The sequence below is a fragment of the Phytohabitans houttuyneae genome (assembly GCF_011764425.1).
GTDB classification, from domain to species: domain Bacteria; phylum Actinomycetota; class Actinomycetes; order Mycobacteriales; family Micromonosporaceae; genus Phytohabitans; species Phytohabitans houttuyneae.
Genome location: NZ_BLPF01000004.1, coordinates 1,169,383 through 1,190,489 on the forward strand (window position 1 = coordinate 1,169,383; position 21,107 = coordinate 1,190,489).

Sequence of the window (21,107 nt, forward strand, 5' to 3'; positions counted from 1 at the left end):
GCGATTCGGAATGGCTCACCCAAATGGTGGACCCCGCTCCGCCGAGCGTCAACTCCCGTTAGGTACTCAGGAGACGCGGCGCACGTCGAAGGCGGGTGAGCCGTCAACCTCCGTCGCACCCAGGTACTCCTGGCCGCGCATCCGGCACCAGGCGGGGATGTCGTTTGCCGCCGCCGGGTCGTCCGCGAGCACGCGCACCACCTCGCCGACCTCGACCTCGGGCAACCGCCGGGCCAGGGCGATCACCGGCAGCGGGCACCGCTGGCCCCGGCAGTCGAGCACGCTCACAACCCCACCACTCCCGCTTCGGCGCGCAGGTCGGCCACGATGCCGGGCAGCTCCGCGAGGAAGCGGTCCACCTTGGCCGCCGTGCTCTGCCGGTGCAGCGACACCCGGACGTTGCCGTGCGAGAGCACGCCCATCGCCTCCAGCACGTGGCTCGGGTGCAGCGTGGACGACGTGCATGAGGAGCCCGAGGAGACCGCGAAGCCCTGGCGGTCCAGGGCGTGCAGCAGCGCCTCGCCGTCCACGTACAGGCAGGAGAACGTCACGAGGTGCGGCAGCCGGGCGTCCGGGTCGCCGACCACCTCCACGTCCGGCACGGTGGCGGCCACCGTGGTGCGGATGCGGTCGACCAGGGGCGCCAGGCGCGCGGCCTCGGCGGCCTGCTCCGCGGCGACGGCACGCAGGGCGGCCGCGGCGGCGACGATCGCGGGCAGGTCGCGGCCCGTGTCCCGGCCGCCATCCTGGGGGTACGGCGAGACCCAGCGCGTTCCCTTGCGCACGACCAGGAGCCCGACGCCGGCCGGGCCGCCCCACTTGCGGGCGCTCGCGGTGAGCAGGGACCAGCCGTCGGGCACCGGTACCCGCCCGACCGACTGGGCGGCGTCCACATAGAGGGGTACCCCGTGCGCCGCGCACGCCTCGGCGGCCTCGGCAACCGGCTGCAGCGTGCCCACCTCGTGGCTGGCGCTGATCAGAGCGGCCAGGGCCACACCGCCGCCGCCGACCGCGTCACGCCAGGCGTCGAGGTCGAGGCGGCCCAGGCGGTCGACGGGCACGCTCACCCCGCCGTCGGCGGCCGCGTGGAGCACGGCGGAGTGCTCGATCGCCGAGTGCACGACCGCGGAACCGACCCTGCGTCGACCGATGCGGGCACCGGCGACCGCCAACCGCGCCGCGGCGGTGCCGTCCGGTGCGAAGGCGAGCTCGTCGTCGCGTACCCCCAGAATCTCGGCGGTCGCGGCCCGGGCCGCGTCGAGAAGCTGGCGTGCCCGGCGGGCCTGCGTGTAGAGCTTGCCGGGGTCGGCCCAGCCGTCGTCGAGGGCGGCGAGCAGCGCCTGGCGCGCGACCGGGTGCAGCGGCGCGCCCGCCGCCGCGTCAAAGAACGCCTGCATGCCAGCGACGCTACCCACCCCCACGACGTGTAGTAGATGCATGGTCGAGTAATGTGCGGCTTGCTCGCTACGGCACTGCTAGGGAGGCAGGACCAGGTGATCGCAAGGGGTGCGCACGGCCAGACGGGCCGGGTTGGCCGGCTCGCCGGGCTCGGCGCCGGCGCTCTGGCACTGTCCCTGTTGGGGGCTGTGACGTCGGCTCGGCGTTCGATGGGTTCGGCTGGCCGGAAAACGGCATCACGCCGCAGGCCAACCGGATGTACGACCTGTGGATCGGCTCGGTCATCGCGGCTCTCGCCGTCGGCGCGCTGGTGTGGGGCCTGATCTTCTGGTGCGTGGTGCGCTACCGCAAGCGGGGCGACCAGCTGCCGGTGCAGACCCGCTACAACATGCCGATGGAGTTCCTCTACACGATCGCTCCGATCCTGGTCGTGTGCGTGCTCTTCTACTACACGGCGGTCGTGCAGACCGACGTGGACAGGGTCAAGAACGACCCGAACATGGTCACCGTCGAGGTTGTCGCCTTCAAGTGGAACTGGCAGTTCAACTACCGCGACGGCGCCGGTGAGGACGCCAACACGGTCGCCTCCACGCTCGGCTCGAGCGACGTGATCCCGGTGCTGGTGCTTCCGACCGGGCGACGCATCCGCTTCGAGGAGACGAGCAAGGACGTCATCCACTCGTTCTGGGTGCCCGAGCTGCTCTTCAAGCGCGACGTCTTCCCCGGCAACGTGCGCAACGTCTTCGAGGTCGAGAGCATCAACCAGGAAGGGCCGTACGTCGGGCGTTGCGCCGAGCTGTGCGGCACGTACCACTCGATGATGAACTTCGAGCTGCGGGTGGTCTCGCCGGACGAGTTCGACCGCTTCTTGCAGGCCAAGCGGGACGGTGCCACGACGCAGGAGGCGCTGACCTCGATCGGTGAGGAGCCGTTGGCGACGACGACCAAGCCGTTCGACACCAAGCGCACCGTGTCGAACTTCAACCCGTCCGGCGGAGAATGAGGCTGCGCGATGAAGACTGAGTGGCGGATCTTCGGCATCGTGTCCGCGTTCCTGTTCGTCGCCTGCGCCGTCTACGCCTGGTGGACGTGGTACGACATGGAGCTCGACTGGGTGGGCACGGTCGCCCTCCTGCTCTCGGGCCTGCTGACCAGCATGTGCGGCGGCTTCTTCTGGTTTGTCTCCCGCCGCATCGACCCGCGCCCCGAGGACCGGCCCGACGCCGAGGTCGCCGAGGGTGCGGGCGAGATCGGCTTCTTCAGCCCGGGCAGCTACTGGCCCTTCGGCCTGGCACTCGCCGCGACGGTGGCCGGCCTCGGCCTTGTCTTCTGGATGGTCTGGCTGCTGGCGGCCGGCATGATCGCGGTAACCGCCGCGACGTGTGGCCTGCTCTTCGAGTACTACACCGGCACCCGCCGCACCGCCGAGCACTAGGTTTGCGCGGGCCCGCCGCGTGGCGCGGCGCGGCGGCCCCTCTCTCTCGGCGTTGATCAGGGACTTTGTGGGCGGACGCGCCGGGCGACACGCCAACCAACTCCCTGATCAACCCGCGGGGCCGGTGCGGGCGGTAAGGGCGGCCAGGCGTTCGGTGGAGATGCATGACACCAGGCAGCGTTCCTTGGCGTTGCCCATCAGCTGCGCGGTCCACGTCGTGAAGCCGCCGTCGCCGATCTCGTCGCTGCCGGCGGCGATGCGGATGGCGCCCTCGACGTAGTAGCCGCGGCCGTGCTCGCGATCCGGCAGTTCGGTGACGGGCACCGCGGGTGCCACGGTGTCGCGGACGCGCTCCCGGAGCACCGGGCTGTCGAAAATCGTGAACAGCAGGCGGGGCTCGACCTCCGCCGGCAGGACGCTGTGCCAGTAGCGCAGGTGGCGGGTGAGCAGCCGGGCCTGCGTGGTGCCGGAGCCGGTGTCGCGGGCGCTGGAGACAAGCGCGAATAGCCGGAAGTGCGAGCCGAAGCCGGCCGGGAAGCGCTGGGCCCGCAGCATCCGGTGGCAGGCGGCTACGTGCACCTCGCCGCCGGCCGGCTGGCTCAGGCGGCGGTGGGCCGCCTCGATGGCGAGTGCGTTCGTGGAGTCGCTGACCACCTCGGCGGTGCGCACGGTCGAGACGATCCTGTCCTGGCTCTGCGGGGTGACCGCCGCGCAGGTGCCGAGCGGCACGACGGGGGAGAGCTCCACGCCCTCAAAGTCGGCGGGCAGCAGCCGCCACATGCGCGCCTCCAGGTCGGCCAGCGCGCGCGGGTCGCTGGCCGCCGGGCGCACGAACCGGTCCTCGCGCCAGCGCCGCACGAGGTCGGCCGGGCGTACACGGGAGGCGCGGGCGCGGGCCACCGACAGCAGCAGCGTCTGCAGGTCGGACGAGGAGAGCCCGGCCAGCGACTCGCGGGTGCCGGCGGGGAGCTGGGACCAGACCCGCCGTTCAGCGTCGTTCACATGGCCACGGTGGCCCGTAAAGCCCTCGGGGGTCCAACCGATATAGGTCAGGCGGCGCGGCGCTGCTGTGGCGCTATGGCGCTGCCCTTGTCGCGTAGCCACACCCGCAGCGTGAACGGTGCGACAACCACCGCGGTGCCGCATCCGGTGCAGAGCAGTTCGGGAAACTCGTCGGCGCTCTCGTCTTCGGCGGGCAGGGCCTCGAAGGCCATCTCGGCCTGACAGATGGCACAGTGCATCTCTCGCACGGGTCTCTCCTCTGCTAGGAAAGCGGGAATTACCCGGTTGTGGTTCTCACGCTGCCACGACCCGCACGCCAGATGTCGGAAATCCGACCGGCGTGTCGCGCACATGTTCGAACGGCTGCCCCTTACGTGCGCTCGGCGGCCCGTACGGCGTTGCGGAAGAGCATGGCCACCGTCGTGGGGCCGACGCCGCCGACCCGTGGCGTGATCGCGCCGGCCACCTCGGCGCAGGCCTCGTCGACGTCGGGGAGCAGGCGCCGGCCCGCGTACCGCACGCCGGCTCCGATCACCACGGCGCCGGGCCGCACGTGCTCGGGCTGGATGATGCCGGGCACGCCGGCCGCCGCGACGAGGATGTCGGCCCGCTGGGTGTACCGGGGCCAGTCCGGCACGCCCGTGTGCACCACCGTGACGGCGGCGTTGGCGGTGGGGCGCTTCTGGGCGAGCAGCATCGCGAGCGGGCGGCCGAGCGTGGCGCCCCGCCCCAGGATCACCACCTCGCGGCCGGAGACGGGGATCTCGTAGTGGGCGAGCAGCGCCTCGATGCCCGCCGGCGTGCACGGCAGCGGGCCGGGCAGGCCCACGGCGAGGCGACCCATGTTGAGCGGGTGCATGCCGTCGACGTCCTTGTCCGGGTCGATGGTCTGCAGCGCCGCGTCGTAGTCCAGGTGGGACGGCACGGGGTACTGGACGAGCAGCCCGTGCACCGCCGGGTCCGCGTTGAAGCCGTCGATGGCCCGGTGCAGGTCGGCCTGCGTGGCCGTGGCCGGCAGGTGCTCGTGCGGTGAGGCGAAGCCGAGCTCGGCGGCCTGGCGCTGCTTGATGCGGATGTAGCCGGCGCTGGCGTCGTCGTCCCCGACCAGGATCGTGGCGAGGCTTGGAGTGACGCCGCGCTCGCGCAGGGCGGCGACGCTGGCCGCGGTCTGCGCCATGACGGCCTCGGCGACGGGTGCGCCGGGCAGCAGACGGGCGGTGGTGGGCATGCGCGCTCCTCGGCGCGGGCACCCAGGCGGTCGGCGCCCGCGACGCCGGCTCCCCGATGGTTGAGACCCATCCTCGTGCCGCCAGTCGCTGTCCCGACCATCATGCCGGACGCGCGAAACGAGAAGGCCGCGGCCCGCTGACGCGGACCGCGGCCTCCTGCCGTACGGGTGACTACTTGGTGATCTCCTCGCGGTCCGGCCGCGGTGAGACCGGTGGGTGGCCGGGCGAGACCGGGGCCTCGGCGGGCTTTTCGATCGGGAAGAAGAAGCCGCGGATCGCGGGGCCGAGCGCGCCGAGCCGGTTCATCTTCTTCGGCACCACCCAGCCCGCGTAGTCCAGGCTGCCGTGGCCGTGCTCGTCGACCGGCGCGAGCGGTTGGTGTACCTCGATGAAGCGTCCGTCCGGCAGTCGGCGGATGATGCCGGTCTCGACGCCGTGTGCGAGGACCTCGCGGTCGTGCTGTTGCAGGCCAAGGCAGATCCGGTAGGTGATGTAGTAGGCCAGTGGTGGCGCGATCAGCAGGCCGATGCGGCCGGCCCAGGTCATCGCGTTGAGGCTGATGTGGAACTTGTCGGCGATCACGTCGTTGCCGCCGGACAGCGTCAGGACGAGCCAGAACGCGATCGCCATCGCGCCGAGCGCGGTGCGGGCGGGCACGTCACGCGGGCGCTGTAGCAGGTTGTGCGCCCGGTGGTCCTTGGTCAGCCTGGCCTCGATGAACGGATAGGCGAGCGGCAGCATCGTCAAGATGCCAGGCAACACCACCGTGGGCCAGAAGATCGGTGGGATCGTGTAGCCGTCGCCCCAGCCCCACAGGTCGAAACGTATCTCCCAGGCCGGGAAGAGCCGCGTCGAGCCGTCGAGGAACATCACGTACCAGTCGGGCTGGCTGGCCGCCGAGACCGTGAACGCCTCGTACGGGCCGAAGAGCCAGATCGGGTTGATCTGGAACAGACCGCCCATCAGCGCGATGACGCCGAAGACGATCATGAAGAAGCCGCCCTGCTTGATGGTGTATCGCGGCACGAAGCGTTCGCCGACCACGTTGTGCTCGGTGCGGCCGGGGCCGGGCCACTGGGTGTGCTTCTGTTTGAAGACCAGGCCGAGGTGGACGCTGATCAGCGCGAGTAGTGCGCCCGGGATGAGTAGCACGTGGGCGATGTAGAAGCGGCCCATGATGACGGTGCCGGGGAACTCGCCGTCGAAGATCGACGTGGTTACCCAGGAGCCGATGACCGGGATCGACAGCATGATCGCTGAGGCGATCCGCAGGCCGGTGCCGGAGAGCGCGTCGTCGGGGAGGGAGTAGCCGGTGAAGCCGGCCAGGAAGCCGACCCAGAACAGCAGCGAGCCGATGATCCAGTTTGTCTCACGGGGCTTGCGGAACGCGCCGGTGAAGAAGATCCGGAACATGTGCACCACGATCGCCGACATGAATGTCAGTGCCGCCCAGTGGTGCATCTGCCGCATGATCAGGCCGCCGCGCACGTCGAAGGAGAGGTTGAGGCTCGACGCGTACGCCTGTGACATGTGCACGCCCCGCAGCGGCGCGTAGCTGCCGTCGTAGGTGGTCGTGCTCAGCGAGGGGTCGTAGAAGAACGTCAGGAACGTACCGGTCAGCAGCAGGACGATGAACGAGAACAGCGCGATCTCGCCCAGCAGGAACGACCAGTGGTCAGGAAAGACCTTGTTGAGGATGTTGCGCAGCGGTGTGGCCGCCTGGAACCTGTCGTCCAGCCCTCCGCCGACCTTGGCGGGCACCGCGCTGACGTCTACCTTCCGGCGCTTCATGGCCGCTCCCAAAATGCTGGCCCAACAGCCACCTTATAGTCGGACGTTGCCACGAAGTACCCTTCCTCGTCCACCGTGATGGGCAGCTGCGGAAGGCTACGCGTGGCGGGCCCGAAGATCGGTCGGGCGTTGTCGGTGATCAGGAACTGCGACTGGTGGCACGGGCAGAGCAGGCGGTTCGTCTGCTGCTCGTACAGGCTGGCGGGGCAGCCGGCGTGTGTGCAGATCTTCGAGTACGCGACGAAGTTTTCCCACTGGGAGCCCTCGTTGACCGGCTTGGCGCTGTCCAGCGTCTTCTGCGCGTCGCCCTCCCGCAGGTGGATCAGCAGCGTGGGGGAGTCGGCGTGCTCGTTGGTAGCGCCATTCGGGATACCGGGGAAGACCGTCATCTGGCCGCCGACGCTGACGTCCTCGGGCCGGATCGGCGTGCCGTCCTCGCGGGTGAGGCGCACCGGACGGCCCCCGTTGGCGGCGGGGTCCCAGCCGGTGCGGAAGAGGATGCGGTCCCTGGTCGGGTCCTTGATCAGGCCACCGATGAGCGGGGCGGCGGCGACGAGGCCGACCGGCGCGAGGCCGAGCAGCGCGGCCAGGCCGAGCGTCTTGCGGCGCTTGATGCCCAGCTCGTCGACGATGTACGCCATCGTCTCGCCGGTCAGCTTGCGCTGCGCCCGGTCGGACGGGCCGTCGTGCCGGTCCTGGATCGCGATCTCCCGAGGCATCAGCTTTTTGCCCCAGGCGAGGATGCCGAAGCCGATGCCGAGCAGCGAGATGCCGAGGGTGAGCCCGAGCAGCGGGGTGTAGAGCTTGGTGTTGTTGGAGCCCAGCTCGTACTCCCACGGCCACCAGATGTAGATGATCAGGAAGGCGGTCGCCGCGAGGCCGGTGAGCAGGAAGAACGACGCTACGGCCCGGACCATCCGGCGCTCGGCCTTGGTGCCCTTGATCGGGAACGGGTCCTCGTAGTGGACGATCTCGATGCCGTCACGCCGCGCGCCCTCGCGGACGATGTCGAATCGCGACAGGCGCGGATCGTAGAGGTCGATCTCTTCCCGCTCGACGTCGTGGTCGTGTGTGTGCGTGCTCATGACTTCCCCGCAATCCAGAGGGCTGCGAACACCAGCGCGACGATCCCGACGAGGAAGATCGCGAGTCCCTCGGTCACCGGGCCGAAGCGGCCAAGGCCCCAACCACCCGGGTCCTTGTCCTGCTTCAGCGACTCCTGAACGTAGGAGATGATCTCCTTCTTCTGCTCCGGCGTCAGCTGGTTGTCACCGAAGACCGGCATGTTCTGCGGGCCGGTCAGCATTGCCGCGTACATCTGGCGGTCGGTGGCCTTGTCCAGGCTCGGCGCGTACTTGCCGGAGGAAAGGGCGCCACCGCCACCGCCGAACGCGTGGCAGGACGAGCAGTTGATCCGGAAGAGGTTGCCGCCGCGGGCGATGGCCTCGTCGTCGTCGCTGGGCGCGCGCAGGTCGCCGTCGGGCACCTGCGGGCCGCCGCCGAGCTCCTGGATGTACTGCGCGAGCTGGCGGGTCTGGTCGTCGGTGAACATCGACGGCTTGCGGGGCGCCTGCGCCTCCTGCCGCGCCATCGGCATGCGTCCGGTGCTCACCTGGAACTCCACTGCCGCCGCGCCCACGCCGATCAGGCTGGGACCGCGGTCCTGCACGCCCTGCGCGTTGCGGCCGTGACAGGTGATGCAGCTCTGGTCGAACAGCGCCTTGCCCTCCTCGGCCGCCGTCGACAGCTGCGGCGTGTCGTCGGCTGACAGGCCGGGAGCGAACACGGCGTACACACCGCCGGCGAGCGTCAGCGCGAGAGTGAGGCGCACCACCGTGCCCAGGCGCCGCCGCACCCGGCTGCGCGGTTGTGACCGCCTGCGGCGCAGCCGCGCCATCAGGCCGCCGGGGGTGTCAGAAGTCATGCCAGATGTCCTTCATAACTATGGGACGAACCGAGCGGGCGGAACGTGACAACCTCGTCACTGAAGCAGGTAGATCATCGAGAACAGCGCGATCCAGACGACGTCGACGAAGTGCCAGTAGTACGACACGACGATCGCCGAGGTCGCCTGTGCCGGCGTGAACCGGCCCATGGTGGTGCGGGCCATGAAGATCAGGAACGCCACGAGGCCGCCGCTCACGTGCAGACCGTGGAAGCCGGTGGTCAGGTAGAACATCGACCCGTAGCCGTCTCCGTTGATCTTCACGCCGTCGTGCACGAGGTGGCGGTACTCGTTGGCCTGGCCCAGGACGAAGATGAGCCCCATCACGAACGTGAGAGTGAACCAGCGGCGCAGCGAGTGGACGTCGCCCCGCTCCGCGGCGAAGACGCCGAACTGGCAGGTCACCGAGGATGCGACAAGGATCAGCGTGAAGGTCGTCGCGTACGGCAGGTTGAGAACCTCCGTGTGCTTCTCCCACTGCTCAGGGGCAGCGGCGCGGATGGAGAAGTACATCGCGAAGAGCGCCGCGAAGAACATGAGCTCGCTGGAGAGCCACACGATCGTCCCGACGCTGACCATGTTGGGCCGCGTCAGCGAGTGGATCCGGCTCTTGTCAATTGCTGAGGCCGCAGTCACGCGGTCATTATCGCCACCTCGTAGTACGACGTTGCGTCGGGGTCACCTACGACGGTGTGTCGTGGGTGCCGGGGCGGGCTCAACTCGGAGCTGGGAGCGGAGCGGCCTGCCCGAATTGAGCCGGCATCCGGGGCCCCAGCGAGCGGAGCGAGCCAGCTGGCAGAGCCCGGTGCCGCCTCCGGACGGGCGTGGCCTAGCCTCGAAACGTGCGCCCGTTCACCGTCTCGGCCGTCTTCACCGAGGCCAGCCTCGACAGCTGGATCGCGGTGATGCTGGTCGTGGCGGCCGGCCTCTACCTGTACGGCGTGCACCGCCTGCGGGCACGCGGCGACAAGTGGCCGCTGTCCCGCACGGTGCTCTTCATCGGCGCCGGCCTCGGTTCGATCGCCGCGGTGACGGTCAGCGGCCTGCACGCGTACGACACGACGCTCATCTCGGTGCACATGGTGCAGCACATGGTGCTCTCCATGGTCGCGCCGATCTTCCTGGCGCTCGGCGCCCCGATCACCCTCGCGCTGCGGGTGCTGCGCGGCGCGCCCCGCCGGCGGCTGCTGGCCCTTGTGCACAGCCGGGTCGCCCGCGTCTTCTCGTTTCCGCTGGTGGCGTACGCGCTCTTCGTCGCCAACCCGTTCGTGCTCTACTTCACCGGCCTGTACCGGCTGACGCTGTCGAACACGTTCGCGCACGAGGTGGTGCACGCGCACTTCATCCTCACCGGGTGCCTCTTCTTCTGGCCGCTGCTGGGGCTCGACCCGCTGCCGGGCCGGTGGCCGTACCCGGGGCGGGCGTTGCTCATGGTGCTGTCGGTGCCGTTCCACACCGTGCTGGGGCTGACCATCATGCAGAGCACGACGCTGCTCGGCGGCGACTGGTACCCGTCGCTCGGCCTCACCTGGGCCGACCCGTGGACGGACCAGAAGGTGGCCGGCGGCATCCTCTGGGCCGGCGGCGAGTTCGTCTCCGTGACCATGATCGGCGTGCTGCTCGTGCAGTGGTTCAAGCAGTCCGAGCGGGAGGCGCGGCGCATCGACCGCGAGCTGGATCGCCAGGAGGCCGCGGCCGCCGCCGAGGCCGCCCGCACCGGGGCGGGGGCCGCTCAGTGACTCCGGGTACCATCAGGCCGCAGTTACATCCCTCGTTGGTGGTGGTCGTCCCTAGGCGGGCACGCCAAGGGAGGACCAGCGCGGGTAGGAATGTGGGAGCGCGATGACCGACCGTACGTACACCGTCCTGCTCTACAGCGACGACCCTCAGGTGCGCGACCGCATGCGGCTCGCGATCGGGCCGCGGCCGGCGGCCGACCTGTCGGTGGAGTTCGTCGAGGCCAGTGACTACGCGGCGTGCGTGCGACTGGTCGACGACTACGAGATCGATCTGATGGTGCTGGACGGCGAGGCGACCCCCGGCGGCGGCATCGGCATAGCGCGCCAGATCAAGGACGACTTCGTGGAGGCTCCTCCGACCTGCGTCGTCATCGCCCGGGCAGCTGATCGCTGGCTCGCGGCGTATGCGCAGGTGGACGGCACCCTGCTGCACCCGCTGGACCCGGTTACCACCGGGCAGACCGTCGCCGGGCTGCTGCGTTCCCACGCTGCCGCCTGACCTTGCCGCACCCCGCCCGGAGGCCGGGCGGGGATCTTGATGGAGGCCACCGTGGGCGAGCGGACCTGGCCCAACCTGATCGCCGCCCTGCTGCGCGCCGAGGAGCTGTCCACCGCGGACACCGCCTGGGCGATGGGCGAGATCATGAATGGTTCGGCGACGCCGGCGCAGATCGCCGGCTTCGCCATGGCGCTGCGCGCCAAGGGTGAGACCCCGGCCGAGCTGAGCGGCCTGGTGGAGGCCATGCTGGCCAACGCCGCGCTTGTCCAGCTCCCCGATGACGTGCGAGCGGACGCTGTCGACGTGGTCGGCACGGGCGGCGACCGCGCACACACGGTCAACATCTCCACGATGACCGCGATGGTCGTCGCCGGCGCCGGCGTCCGCGTGGTGAAGCACGGCAACCGCGCCGCCTCCTCCGCGTGCGGCGCGGCCGACCTGCTGGAGTTTCTGGGCATCCCGCTGGACCTGGGCCCGGAGCAGGTGGCGCACTGCCTGACCGAGGTGGGCATCGCCTTCTGCTTCGCCGCCCGCTACCACCCGGGCATGCGCCACACCTCGGTGCCCCGGCGCGAGCTGGGCGTGCCCACGGTCTTCAACTTCCTGGGTCCGCTGACCAACCCGGCCCGTCCGCGTGCCGGTGCCGTGGGCTGCTTCGACACCCGCATGGCGCCGGTGATGGCCCGGGTGTTCGCCGAGCGCGGCGACTCGGTGCTGGTCATGCGCGGTGAAGACGGCTTGGACGAGTTCAGCACGGCCGCGCCGACCCGCGTGTGGGCGGTCCGCGGCGGCACCGTCACCGAGCTGGTGCTGGACGCGACCGACCTGGGCATCCCCCGGTCCGCGCCCGGCGACCTGCGCGGCGGCGACGCCGCCTTCAACGCCGACGTCACCCGCCGCCTGCTGGCCGGCGAGCCCGGCCCGGTCCGCGACGCGGTGCTGGTCAACGCCGCGGCCGCGCTGGCGGCACACGCCGGCCTGCCCGGCGAGCCGCTGGAGGCGATGCGGGAGGCCCTGTCCCGCGCCGCCGCGAGCATCGACTCGGGCGCGGCGGCCAAGACGCTCGACCGCTGGATCGAGACCGCCCAGTCGGCCGCCGCCAAGCCCTAGACAATTCCAGAAGCTTTGGGCTACCGCGACGTCCGCGGTGGTCCAGACCGTTGCTCCCGCGGCCTCACCGTCCGCGGTGGCCGAGGTTCTTGCTCCGGCGACCTCACCGTCCGCGGTGGGTCAGGGGCCGTTGGTCCTTGCGACGTCACGTGCGCGGTGGTCGGGGCCGTTGCGCGCCGCGTCACCGTGCGCGGTGGTCCGGCCTGTCTGTTCCGCCGGCCTCGGGCTCGGTGGTGGTCCGGGCTGCTGCTTCCTGCGGCGTCACCGTGCGTGGGTTAGCGGCTGTTGCTCTGGCGGCCTCGCCCTACGTGGCGGCGCGGGATTCGGTCGCCGGTGGCTTCGTCGCGGTCGCGGGTCCTCGCTCTGTGGTGGCGTCGCTATCGGTGGTCGGGGCTGTCGCTGGGTGGTCTTGTCGTGGATGGTCGGGGCTCTGTCGCGTGTGGCTTAGCCGTCGATGGTCGGGACGCCGCCCGGTGACCTCGCCGCCCGTCGTCAGGTCTGTTGGTCCCGGTGGCCCCGCCCTCCGCGGTGATCCGGACCGTTGGTCCTGCGGTCTCACCGTCCGCGGTGTCGGTCCGTGGGCGCATTGGTGCGCCCAGTTTGAGAGCGTCCCCGCGGTGCGGCCCCTCGGACGAGTGGCTCGGCACCGGGCCGGTCGTGACGTGGCGGTGATGTCGTTGCGGGGCGGAGCCAGCGGAGTGGTTGGCGTCGGTCCGTCGGCGCCTGGTGCGCCCAGCTTGAGTGCACCCGCGGCGCGACCGCTGGATCAGTGGCGAAGACGGGGAAGCGACCACGCGGGCGTGGCGGACCTCCCGGATCGGTGGGTCAGGTGCCGGACCACTCCGCGACGCGGGCGGCGATGCCGTCCGCGGAGCGGACCCAGGTGAAGTGGTCGGCACCGTCGATCGAGTGGCGCTCGCGCGTCAGCGGCGCCGACGCGAGCTTGGCGCACAGGTGGTCGAGCGTCTCGTGCGGCGTGTACTGGTCGTGGTCCACGCTGATCGCCAGCACCGGCGTCCGCACGCCGCGCAGGGCGGCCTCGACGTCGACGCCGTCCAGCTGGGGAAAGCGGCCGGTGCGCGCCGTGTACGCCCAGTCGCGCATCACGCCCCTCGCCTGCCGGCCGCCGAAGCCCCAGCCCGGCCACACGCGCAATAGCGCGCTCGTGGCGCCGATCGACTGGGTCATCGCCAGGACGCCATGGCGGCGGCGCGGGTACATACGCCAGTAGGGCAGCCCCACCGCCACCAGCACCACACCGTCCACAGGGGACTCGTCGTGCAGGGCGAGGTGCAGCAGCGCGGCCTGCCCGCCGAGGGAGTGGCCGAGCAGCAGGCGCCGCCGGCCGTCGAGCCTCGGCTTCAGCGCCTCCTGCACCGCGCCGACGTCGGCGGCCAGGTCGGCGTACCCGTACCGCGAGGAGCGGCTCGGCGTCGGGGTGCTGGCACCCGTGCCGCGCAGGTCGGCCACAACGACGGCGAGCCCGGCCTGGCGCAGCGACGCGGCGAGCGGGCGGTAGTAGCGGGCGCGCACGCCCATCGCCGGCCACACCACGACCACCGGGGCGTCCGGCACGCCTTCCGGCTCCGGGTAGATCTGCAGCCCGATGCGGTCGGTGCCGAGGTCGAGGTGCTCCTGCAGGTACTCCTCGTCAGTCGGCATCGTCGAGGCCGATCGCGAACGCGCCCTCCAGGTCGTGCTGGGAGTACGCGCGGAACGCGATGTGGGTATCGGTGTCGATCACGCCGGGCGTCTTGCTGATGGACCCGGCGATGACCTCGGCGATCTGCTCGTACTCCCGCACGCGCACGATCGCGATGAGGTCCACATGTCCGGCCACCGAGTAGACCTCGCTGACGTTGGGCAGGGCGGCCAGGGTCTCGGCCACCTCGGGGATCGAGTCGGTGGCGCAGTCGATCAAAACGATCGCGGTGATCACGCGTTCACCCTATCCGTTTCGGCGTCCCGCCGGCTCACGTGAGGAGGGTGTAGAGCCCGAAGCCCACGGCGGCGACGGCGATCCCGACGGATGGCACCGACAAGGCGCCGAAGACGACCGCGGCGAGATCGCGGTCTCGTCGATGACGCCGCGGAGGTGGTGCGCGCGCGACCTCCCACCGAGAGGAACGCCCCCGACGAGCGGGTGAAGCTACGCGGAGACCGTCAAGTCGGCGCCGACGCGGATCGCGTCCACCAAGTGCTCGTCGCGGCCCACCCTGCCGCCGGGCCACACGACCGCCCCGGTCAGGGCGCCCTCGACGACGGCGCCGGCGCCGACCACCGCGCGGTCTACGCGGCCGGTGACCACCGCGTCGGGGGCGATCAGGTCGCCGCCGCCGGCAGCGTGGAGGTTGGCCGCCAGGTAGTCGCGGGGGGTGCCGGTGTCCAGGTACGTGCCGGTGAAGGTCACCACCTCCAGCGCCCCCTCGGCCTCGGCCGGCCGCCACACCGTGCGGACCAGCTCGGCGGGCTCGGGCGTGAGGTCGCGCACGTAGCGCCACGGCAGCAGCGAGAAGCCGGCGAAGCGGTGGCCGGCGAAGGCGTACGGCTCGGCGGGCGCGGGCTGGCCGAAGAGGCGCACCGTCTCGCCGTCCCAGCCGTCGAGCAGCGCGACCGGGTCGGCGCCGCTGCCGGCGAGGTAGGCGTCGGCGTTGCCCACCAGCACGCCCCGACCGTCGATCCAGGTACGCAGCCGGCCCACCCCACCGCTGGTACCCAAAGGGTGGTCTTCGGGTGAGACGTGGGCCCGCCCTGCGGCGTGGGCGACCACCTGGTCACCGAGGTAGCTCGCGTTGACCGCGACCGTGGCCGGGTCGGCGAAGCCGAGCCGGGCGACCCGGGCGAGCGCGTGGTCGAGCAGCGGCACGTTGCCGACCGGGCAGAGCGCCTTGGGCACGCGGGCGGTGAGTGGCCGCAGCCGCTGGCCCTCGCCCGCGGCCAGGATCACCGCGCAGAGGTCGCTCACCGCAGGGCGGCCCACGGGCCGGGCTGGTCGGCGAGCGGGCCGATGCCGTAGTACGCGAGCAGCTTCGCCGTCGCCCGGGTCAGCTGGGGGAGGTCGTCGAGGCGGTGCCATTCGGCCTCGTAGACCTCGGCGCCGTCGACCTCGAGCGTGGTCGTGGACGCCGGCACGGACGCCTCGAAGACCACGTCGACCCAGCCCCGGGCGTGTACGACCGCGTTGGGCACGGCCGGTCGGAGGTCCTCCGGGCGCAGCTTGATGCCGGACTCCTCGGCCAGCTCGCGGGCCGCGCCCACGACCGGCGCCTCGCGCCGCTGCAGCAGGCCGGCCGGCAGGCTCCACCCCCGGCCCGGCGGCTGGCGGAGCAGCAGCAGGCGCTCGTCGCCGGCGTCCGAGTCGCGGACCAGGCAGACCGCGCCGACGATGTACTTCGGGACGACGCGCCGCACGATGAAGCGCCGCACGCTGATGGGCAGCCGGTAGAAAACCCCGTACGTAGTGGCGCGCAGCGCTTTCACCGTCTCAGGCTAGCCGGATGTCTACTCGCGCCGGTCGACGAGGGCGATCAGCTGATCGACGACGTCGTCGGGGGAGATCGCGCGGTCGACGACGGCCACCAGCATCGTCTCGAGGTCGGGGTAGCCCAGGTCGTCGGCGAGCGTGCGCAGCGGCATCTCGCTGGCCAGGCCGCGGTTGTGCTTGCGCAGCGCCAGCCCGATCGTCGCCCGGCCCAGCCGCACCTTGTCGGAGATGCTGATGCCCGGCTCCTGATGGTCGGCGAACCACCGGTTGATCTGCATCTGCGCGTGCGGCGACTTGACGAAGTCGAGCCACTCGCGCTGCGGCCCGTGCGCGGGCTCGGTGAAGATCTCCACCACGTCGCCGTCCTGCAGCTCGGAGGCGAGCGGGGCGAGGCGGCCGTTGATCTTTGCGGCGAGGCAGTGGTCGCCGGTCTCGGAGGACAGCTCGTAGGCCAGGTCGACCGGGGTGGCGGCGGCCGGCAGCAGCACCTGCCGCCCCTCGGCGAAGACCAGGATCTGCGCCTCGGCCAGGTCGCACCGCAGCGACTGGAGGAACTGGGCGGCGTCCGACGTCTCCTGCTCCCAGTCGAGCACCCGCCGCAGCCAGGACAGCTCGTCCAGGCGCACCGACTCGTTGCGGTCGGCGGGGCGCTTGAAGCGGTAGTTGGCGGCTATCCCGTACTCCGCGGCGCGGTGCATCGCCTCCGTGCGGATCAGCACCTCGACCGTGCGCTCGTCAGGCCCGATCACCGTCGTGTGCAGCGAGCGGTAGAGGTTGTTTTTCGGGGAGGCGATGAAGTCCTTGAACCGGCCGGCGACCGGCCGCCACTGCCCGTGGATCGCGCCGAGTGCGGCGTAACAGTCGCCCTCCGGTCCGTCGACCACCACCACGATGCGGGGCAGGTCGAACGGGACGCGGTGGCTGCCGGCCACGGTGTCTTTCCAGATCGAGTAGTAGTGCCGGGGGCGGGGGGCGACTAGGGCGGTGACCTTGCCCCGCTTGAGCGCGGCGCGGGTGGCGCTGACGACCGTCTCCAGGTAGCCCGCCCAGTCGGGGCGGTTGCGCACGTGGTCGTCGATGCGCTCGAACTCCTCCGGGTGCAGGTGCATCAGCACGATGTCGTCGAGCTCGCGCTTGAGCGCCTGGATGCCCAGCCGGTCGCAGAGCGGCACCAGCACCTCCTGCGTGGCCCTGGCGATGCGGGCGCGGGAGGCGGGGGAGCGGGCGTCGAGGGTGCGCATGTTGTGCACGCGGTCGGCCAGCTTGATGATCAGGACTCGCACGTCCTTGCCGGCCGCGACGATCATCTTGCGGATCGTCTCGGCCTCGGCCGCCTTGCCGTAGAAGGACTTGTCGAACTTCGTCACGCCGTCGACGAGGTGGGCCACCTCGGGACCGAAGTCGCCGTCGAGCGCCTGCAACGTGTACGTCGTGTCTTCGACCGTGTCGTGCAGCAGCGCGGCGACCAGCGTGGTCGTGTCCATGCCCAGCTCGGCGCAGATCTGCGCCACGGCGAGCGGGTGGGTGATGTAGGGCTCGCCGCTCTTGCGGAACTGGCCCCGGTGCATGTTTTCCGCGATCGCGTAGCCGCGGCGCAGCACGCCGGCGTCCGCATACGGATGGATGTAGCGGTGGGTCTTGGTCAGCAGTGTCACCGGATCGTCGTCGGAGGACGAGCTCCAGGACAGGTAGGAACGCAACCGAGTGGCGAGGGGGAGGTCGGAGGTCTGTGTCGGCAGGGCGCGTCCGATTGCGGCGCCGTGGCCGGCGTCGACGTCCACCGAGACACCTCCCTCACGCGATCACGCCCAAAATAGGGCGTTGGCTCCCAGGAATGCACTTGTCTAACAGCCTAAGTGAGTCTCGGTCATCCTAATGGTTACTTACTCATGAGCTTTCGGTCGAGTCTTTACCGGAAGCCGCCTTCTCCGCACGAATGAGCAGATCACGGAACCGCGCCGCCCCTCGGATGGGTGACGCCCAACCGGTGGACATCTGCACCAGCCGTGTCTCTGGTCGCTCCAGCCACGACAGGATCCGCTCGCTTTCCTCAGTGGACGCGGTGGGGCCGAGCACGGTCTCGGCGGTCATCCGGAGCATGTCGATCGTGGACCGGGGGTGCACCCTGGGCGGGGACACGCCGGCCGCGGCCAGCCGCCCGTGCCGCACGATCGCCAGCTCCCAACCGCCGGTGCCCTGGTGGCGGCGGGCGGCCACCAGCTCGGCTATGCCGGTCAGGCCGGACAGCCGCTGCATGCGCACCGCCGCCCGCAGCAGCGCCGCCATGCGGGTGCGGACCACGGCGGCCTCCTCGTACCGCCGGGCGTCGGAAAGTTTGCGGATGCGGGCGAGCAGCGGGTCGACAAGCGGCGTCGGGTCGCCCGTGATCGCGTCGCGGAACGGGGTGGCGGCACGCTCCAGATACTCCTCCGCGGAGATCCGGTGCTCGCACGGCGCCGGGCACTTGCCCAGCTCGGCGAGGGCGCAGGCCGGCGTCTTGGTGCGGGTCGAGAGGCGCAGCGTGCACTGGCGCAGCGGCACCGCGTCGTGCACCCCGGCCGCGGCCAGCTCGGCCGAACGCCGCGACGTGAAGGGCCCCAGGTAGGCCGCCTCCGGCTCGGCCACCGCCCGGACCAGCGACAACCGGGGGTAGGCCTCCGCGGTCAGCTTGAGCCACACGACGCGCTCGGGGTACTTGGAACGCCGGTTGTACGGCGGGGCGTGCGCGGCGATCAGGCGCAGCTCCCGGACCTCCGCCTCCAGCGAGTGGGCGCACTCGACCGGCTCCACCGTCTCGGCCGCGGCCAGCATCTCCGAGATCCGGGCGCGCTTTTCCGCGGCGGTGAAGTAGCTGCGCACACGGGTCGCGATGTCGCCGGACGTGCCGACGTAGAGGGGGCGGCCGTCGGCGGCCCGGAAGATGTACACCCCCGGGACGTGCGGCAACCCCTCTGCCAGGTGGCGCTTGCGGCGCTGGGTGGGCGTGACCGCCTTGGCGAACTCGATCGCGTCGCCCAGCGTGTGCACCTTGAAACTGCCCAGCCGGCCGATCAGGGCGTGCAGCACCTCCACCGTGGCCTGTGCGTCGTCGAGCGCACGGTGGGTGGGCTGGCGCGCCGTGTGGAAGTGGGCGGCGAGCGTGCCGAGGCGGTGGTTGGGCACCTCGTCGCGGGTCATCGCCCGCCGCGCCAGCGCGACGGTGTCGAGGACCTTGGGGTTGGGCCACCGGTAGCCGTGCTTGGCGCAGGCGGCCTTGAGAAACCCCACGTCGTACGACGCGTTGTGCGCGACCAGCACCGCACCCTGCAGGAACTCCAGAAAGCTCGGCAGCACCTGCTCGATCGGCGGCGCCTCGTAGGTCATCGCCTGGGTGATGCCGGTGAGCACCGTGATGAACGGCGGGATCGGCACCCCCGGGTCGACCAGGGTGGCGAGCACCCCGAGCTCCTCGCCGCCGCGCACCTTGACCGCGCCTATCTCGGTGATCCCGCCCCCGTCGGGCGCGCCCCCGGTGGTCTCCAGGTCGACGACGACGAACGTGGTCTCGCGAAGGGAGAGGGCGGCGGGGTCGTCGAAGAGGGTGTCGAGCGTGCCCTGGACGTAGTCCACATTCGTCACGCGCGGCACGCTAGAACACAGGTACGACATCTTTCACCGCGCAAAAGATCGTCTGAGCGACCGGGCGGGGATGGCGCTGGTGGTGGGAGACTTGTGGGATGTCCGTACCGGTTCCGCCCGACGACCGCCCCGCTGGTGGCGCGGCTCATGGGGGGTCGGAGCCTGTTTCGGGTGATACGCCCACCTATGCCCCCGGAAGTGACGCCAGCCGCGCCGCGCCCGTGGAGGCCGAGCCGGAGACCGTGCTGCCCGAGCCGGAGCCTGTGCTGCCCGAGCCGGTCCGCCAGCGGGTCATCTCGCTGACCGCCGCCGCGCTGCCGACGCTGCCAAACGACGAGCTGCCGGCGGCCCTGCGGCGGGTGGCGAAGTTTGCGCCCAACCGCCGTGCCCGCCACGGCGGGCCGATGATCGCCACGCAGCTGTCCGGCGACCCGCTCTTCCGCCAGCGGATCACGAGTCGCGTCCTCGACGACGCCGGCGACCTGGGCGCCGCCGTCCTGGAGGGCATCTGCCCGGCCGCCGCCGACCCGGTCGAGGTCGCCGCGCTGGCTTACCTCGCCCGCCCCGAGGGCTGGCGCGAGCTCGTCGCCGCCGCCGGCGAGGCGGTCCGTGCCGAGGCCGACAGCGCCGCGGTGACCGACATGCTGCGCGAGGCCGAGCAGCGCGCCGCCCGCGCCGAGCACGACCGCGCCGTGGCCAAGGTCGAGGCCGAAAAGCTCCGCGACGAGCTGGCCCGCGTCCGGGAGGAGCTGGGACAGCTGCGCGAGGAGGCGCGGCAGGCCACCCGCGCGCTGCGCGAGACGCAGGCGCGCGAGCGCAAGGCGACGGAGATGCTGGCCACCGAGCGGGGCCGGGCGACGCGGGCCACCGCCGACCACGACGCCGAGCTGCGCCGGATGCGCGCAAAGCTCGCCGAGGCCGAAGCCGTCGCCGGCAACGCCCGCGCCACCGCCAAGGAGGCCCGCGCCGTCGACGACGCGCGGCTGTGGCTGCTGCTGGAGACGATCGGCCAGGCGGCCGTGGGGCTGCGCCGCGAGCTGGCGCTCGACCCGGCCGAGCGGCGGCCGGCCGACTTCGTGGCCGACTCCTTCGCCGACCGGCCCGACGAGCCGTCCAGCAGCACCCGCGCGCTCGACGCCGACGACCCCGCCCGCCTGGACCAGCTGCTCGCGCTGCCCCGCGCGCACCTGGTGGTCGACGGGTACAACGTGACGAAGCGGGGCTTCGGCGAGATGTCGCTGGAGCAGCAGCGCAAGCGCCTGATCACCGGGCTCGGCGGCATCGCCGCGCAGACCGGCGACGAGGTCACGGTGGTCTTCGACGGCGCCGAGCGGGTGCACGGCCTGCCGCCCGCGCCGCGCAACGTGCGGGTGCTCTTCTCCCGCAAGGGCGAGACCGCCGACGAGCTGATCCGCAGGCTGGTGCGCGCCGAGCCCTCCGGCCGGCCCGTCGTGGTGGTCTCCTCCGACCGCGAGGTGGCCGACGGCGTGCGCCGCCACGGTGCGTATCCGCTGGGTGCCGACGCCCTCCTGCGCCGCCTGTCCCGCGTCTAGCCGGTTTTGTCGTACCCCTCCCATAGCGTCGATGTCACGGACGGTGCCAGACGGCCCACCCTGAGGAGGGACCATGCTCATCGACTGCGAGACCTGCGCGGTTCGGGGAGCCGCGTGTGGCGGGTGCATGTTGAGCGCCCTGCTCGACACTCCAGCGGAGCGCGCCGACCTCACCGGTGACGAGCGCCGCGCGATCGAGACCTTCGCCCGTGCCGGCTTCGACGTGGAGGTCATCTCCGAGCCGGCCCGACCCCCGCTGCGGCTCATGCCGGGCGGACGCCGGCGACGCCACGTGGCTTGAGCA

The 21,107-nt window shown here is 71.5% G+C and carries 21 protein-coding genes, 1 pseudogene and 1 riboswitch; of the genes and pseudogenes, 7 read left to right on the forward strand and 15 right to left on the reverse strand.

What is annotated here, in order from left to right; all coding sequences use genetic code 11:
* Nucleotides 1–66: 66 nt before the first annotated feature.
* Complete coding sequence (locus Phou_RS47450; RefSeq protein ID WP_173070911.1) at nucleotides 67–288, reverse strand: sulfurtransferase TusA family protein; 222 nt, start codon at nucleotides 286–288, stop codon at nucleotides 67–69.
* On the reverse strand, nucleotides 285–1,397 hold the full coding sequence (locus Phou_RS47455; RefSeq protein WP_173070913.1) for a cysteine desulfurase family protein: 1,113 nt from the start codon (nucleotides 1,395–1,397) through the stop codon (nucleotides 285–287). Before Phou_RS47455 ends, Phou_RS47450 begins: the two co-directional genes overlap by 4 nt.
* 96 nt (nucleotides 1,398–1,493) lie before the next feature.
* Here Phou_RS47455 and ctaC point away from each other — a divergent pair.
* Nucleotides 1,494–2,401 (forward strand): annotated as a pseudogene (ctaC, locus tag Phou_RS47460) (aa3-type cytochrome oxidase subunit II).
* Nucleotides 2,402–2,410: 9 nt separating this feature from the next.
* The gene (locus Phou_RS47465; protein WP_173070917.1) at nucleotides 2,411–2,833 is read left to right on the forward strand and encodes a cytochrome c oxidase subunit 4; all 423 of its coding nucleotides are present in this window, start codon (nucleotides 2,411–2,413) and stop codon (nucleotides 2,831–2,833) included.
* A 108-nt stretch (nucleotides 2,834–2,941) separates the two neighbouring features.
* On the opposite strand, the gene Phou_RS47470 is transcribed toward Phou_RS47465, so the two are convergent.
* From Phou_RS47470 to ctaE, 7 genes are all read right to left on the reverse strand, one after another.
* Nucleotides 2,942–3,835, reverse strand: coding sequence for a hypothetical protein (locus Phou_RS47470; protein ID WP_173070919.1), 894 nt, complete (start codon nucleotides 3,833–3,835; stop codon nucleotides 2,942–2,944).
* A gap of 47 nt (nucleotides 3,836–3,882) precedes the next feature.
* Complete coding sequence (locus Phou_RS47475) at nucleotides 3,883–4,074, reverse strand: hypothetical protein (RefSeq protein ID WP_173071545.1); 192 nt, start codon at nucleotides 4,072–4,074, stop codon at nucleotides 3,883–3,885.
* Between the two features lie 131 nt (nucleotides 4,075–4,205).
* Nucleotides 4,206–5,063 carry a bifunctional 5,10-methylenetetrahydrofolate dehydrogenase/5,10-methenyltetrahydrofolate cyclohydrolase gene (locus tag Phou_RS47480; protein ID WP_173070921.1) on the reverse strand — a complete coding sequence of 286 codons (858 nt, stop codon included), beginning with the start codon at nucleotides 5,061–5,063 and terminating at the stop codon, nucleotides 4,206–4,208.
* Between the two features lie 13 nt (nucleotides 5,064–5,076).
* Nucleotides 5,077–5,162, reverse strand: a riboswitch (ZMP/ZTP riboswitch).
* A 73-nt stretch (nucleotides 5,163–5,235) separates the two neighbouring features.
* On the reverse strand, nucleotides 5,236–6,855 hold the full coding sequence (qcrB, locus tag Phou_RS47485) for a cytochrome bc1 complex cytochrome b subunit (RefSeq protein ID WP_173070922.1): 1,620 nt from the start codon (nucleotides 6,853–6,855) through the stop codon (nucleotides 5,236–5,238).
* Nucleotides 6,852–7,940: a cytochrome bc1 complex Rieske iron-sulfur subunit gene (gene qcrA / locus Phou_RS47490; RefSeq protein WP_173070924.1), complete on the reverse strand. Its 1,089-nt coding sequence runs from the start codon at nucleotides 7,938–7,940 to the stop codon at nucleotides 6,852–6,854. The genes qcrB and qcrA overlap by 4 nt, the downstream gene beginning before the upstream one ends.
* Nucleotides 7,937–8,779 carry a cytochrome bc1 complex diheme cytochrome c subunit gene (gene qcrC, locus Phou_RS47495; protein ID WP_173070926.1) on the reverse strand — a complete coding sequence of 281 codons (843 nt, stop codon included), beginning with the start codon at nucleotides 8,777–8,779 and terminating at the stop codon, nucleotides 7,937–7,939. Before qcrC ends, qcrA begins: the two co-directional genes overlap by 4 nt.
* Before the next feature lie 57 nt (nucleotides 8,780–8,836).
* The gene (gene ctaE, locus Phou_RS47500; RefSeq protein ID WP_218579621.1) at nucleotides 8,837–9,436 is read right to left on the reverse strand and encodes an aa3-type cytochrome oxidase subunit III; all 600 of its coding nucleotides are present in this window, start codon (nucleotides 9,434–9,436) and stop codon (nucleotides 8,837–8,839) included.
* 206 nt (nucleotides 9,437–9,642) lie between these two features.
* On the opposite strand from ctaE, the gene Phou_RS47505 reads away from it, so the two are divergent.
* The 3 genes from Phou_RS47505 to trpD all read left to right on the forward strand — a co-directional run bounded on the left by Phou_RS47505 (nucleotide 9,643) and on the right by trpD (nucleotide 12,148).
* Entirely contained in the window at nucleotides 9,643–10,539 is an 897-nt protein-coding gene (locus Phou_RS47505) for a cytochrome c oxidase assembly protein (RefSeq protein WP_246274724.1), read from the forward strand.
* A 103-nt stretch (nucleotides 10,540–10,642) separates the two neighbouring features.
* On the forward strand, nucleotides 10,643–11,038 hold the full coding sequence (locus Phou_RS47510; RefSeq protein ID WP_173070928.1) for a hypothetical protein: 396 nt from the start codon (nucleotides 10,643–10,645) through the stop codon (nucleotides 11,036–11,038).
* Nucleotides 11,039–11,089: 51 nt separating this feature from the next.
* Nucleotides 11,090–12,148, forward strand: a complete 1,059-nt coding sequence (gene trpD, locus Phou_RS47515; RefSeq protein WP_173071551.1) for an anthranilate phosphoribosyltransferase — start codon at nucleotides 11,090–11,092, stop codon at nucleotides 12,146–12,148.
* Between the two features lie 825 nt (nucleotides 12,149–12,973).
* On the opposite strand, the gene Phou_RS47520 is transcribed toward trpD, so the two are convergent.
* The 6 genes from Phou_RS47520 to Phou_RS47545 form a co-directional block, all read right to left on the reverse strand.
* A complete protein-coding gene (locus Phou_RS47520; RefSeq protein ID WP_173070930.1) occupies nucleotides 12,974–13,810 on the reverse strand; it encodes an alpha/beta hydrolase family protein in 837 nt (278 codons plus the stop codon).
* Nucleotides 13,800–14,087, reverse strand: a complete 288-nt coding sequence (locus tag Phou_RS47525) for an Lrp/AsnC family transcriptional regulator (RefSeq protein ID WP_173070933.1) — start codon at nucleotides 14,085–14,087, stop codon at nucleotides 13,800–13,802. Before Phou_RS47525 ends, Phou_RS47520 begins: the two co-directional genes overlap by 11 nt.
* 210 nt (nucleotides 14,088–14,297) lie before the next feature.
* Nucleotides 14,298–15,113, reverse strand: a complete 816-nt coding sequence (locus Phou_RS47530) for a nucleotidyltransferase family protein (RefSeq protein WP_246274725.1) — start codon at nucleotides 15,111–15,113, stop codon at nucleotides 14,298–14,300.
* Nucleotides 15,110–15,628, reverse strand: coding sequence for an NUDIX domain-containing protein (locus tag Phou_RS47535; RefSeq protein ID WP_173070937.1), 519 nt, complete (start codon nucleotides 15,626–15,628; stop codon nucleotides 15,110–15,112). The genes Phou_RS47530 and Phou_RS47535 overlap by 4 nt, the downstream gene beginning before the upstream one ends.
* 21 nt (nucleotides 15,629–15,649) lie before the next feature.
* The gene (locus tag Phou_RS47540; RefSeq protein ID WP_173070940.1) at nucleotides 15,650–17,413 is read right to left on the reverse strand and encodes a RelA/SpoT family protein; all 1,764 of its coding nucleotides are present in this window, start codon (nucleotides 17,411–17,413) and stop codon (nucleotides 15,650–15,652) included.
* Nucleotides 17,414–17,519: 106 nt separating this feature from the next.
* On the reverse strand, nucleotides 17,520–19,250 hold the full coding sequence (locus Phou_RS47545; protein WP_173070942.1) for a DEDD exonuclease domain-containing protein: 1,731 nt from the start codon (nucleotides 19,248–19,250) through the stop codon (nucleotides 17,520–17,522).
* Between the two features lie 98 nt (nucleotides 19,251–19,348).
* Between Phou_RS47545 and Phou_RS47550 the strand changes: the two genes are divergently transcribed.
* Nucleotides 19,349–20,803, forward strand: coding sequence for an NYN domain-containing protein (locus Phou_RS47550; RefSeq protein WP_173070944.1), 1,455 nt, complete (start codon nucleotides 19,349–19,351; stop codon nucleotides 20,801–20,803).
* A 73-nt stretch (nucleotides 20,804–20,876) separates the two neighbouring features.
* Nucleotides 20,877–21,104: a hypothetical protein gene (locus Phou_RS47555; protein ID WP_173070946.1), complete on the forward strand. Its 228-nt coding sequence runs from the start codon at nucleotides 20,877–20,879 to the stop codon at nucleotides 21,102–21,104.
* Nucleotides 21,105–21,107 lie beyond the last annotated feature (3 nt).

What these genes read in the sequence shown, in the direction of transcription:
- Phou_RS47510 (WP_173070928.1), top strand. Translation starts at nt 10,643, where the DNA reads ATGACCGACCGTACGTACACCGTCCTGCTCTACAGCGACGACCCTCAG.
- Phou_RS47465 (WP_173070917.1), top strand. Translation starts at nt 2,411, where the DNA reads ATGAAGACTGAGTGGCGGATCTTCGGCATCGTGTCCGCGTTCCTGTTC.
- qcrA (WP_173070924.1), bottom strand. Translation starts at nt 7,940, where the DNA reads ATGAGCACGCACACACACGACCACGACGTCGAGCGGGAAGAGATCGAC.
- Phou_RS47480 (WP_173070921.1), bottom strand. Translation starts at nt 5,063, where the DNA reads ATGCCCACCACCGCCCGTCTGCTGCCCGGCGCACCCGTCGCCGAGGCC.
- Phou_RS47550 (WP_173070944.1), top strand. Translation starts at nt 19,349, where the DNA reads ATGTCCGTACCGGTTCCGCCCGACGACCGCCCCGCTGGTGGCGCGGCT.
- qcrC (WP_173070926.1), bottom strand. Translation starts at nt 8,779, where the DNA reads ATGACTTCTGACACCCCCGGCGGCCTGATGGCGCGGCTGCGCCGCAGG.
- qcrB (WP_173070922.1), bottom strand. Translation starts at nt 6,855, where the DNA reads ATGAAGCGCCGGAAGGTAGACGTCAGCGCGGTGCCCGCCAAGGTCGGC.
- Phou_RS47455 (WP_173070913.1), bottom strand. Translation starts at nt 1,397, where the DNA reads ATGCAGGCGTTCTTTGACGCGGCGGCGGGCGCGCCGCTGCACCCGGTC.
- Phou_RS47475 (WP_173071545.1), bottom strand. Translation starts at nt 4,074, where the DNA reads ATGCACTGTGCCATCTGTCAGGCCGAGATGGCCTTCGAGGCCCTGCCC.
- Phou_RS47555 (WP_173070946.1), top strand. Translation starts at nt 20,877, where the DNA reads ATGCTCATCGACTGCGAGACCTGCGCGGTTCGGGGAGCCGCGTGTGGC.
- Phou_RS47520 (WP_173070930.1), bottom strand. Translation starts at nt 13,810, where the DNA reads ATGCCGACTGACGAGGAGTACCTGCAGGAGCACCTCGACCTCGGCACC.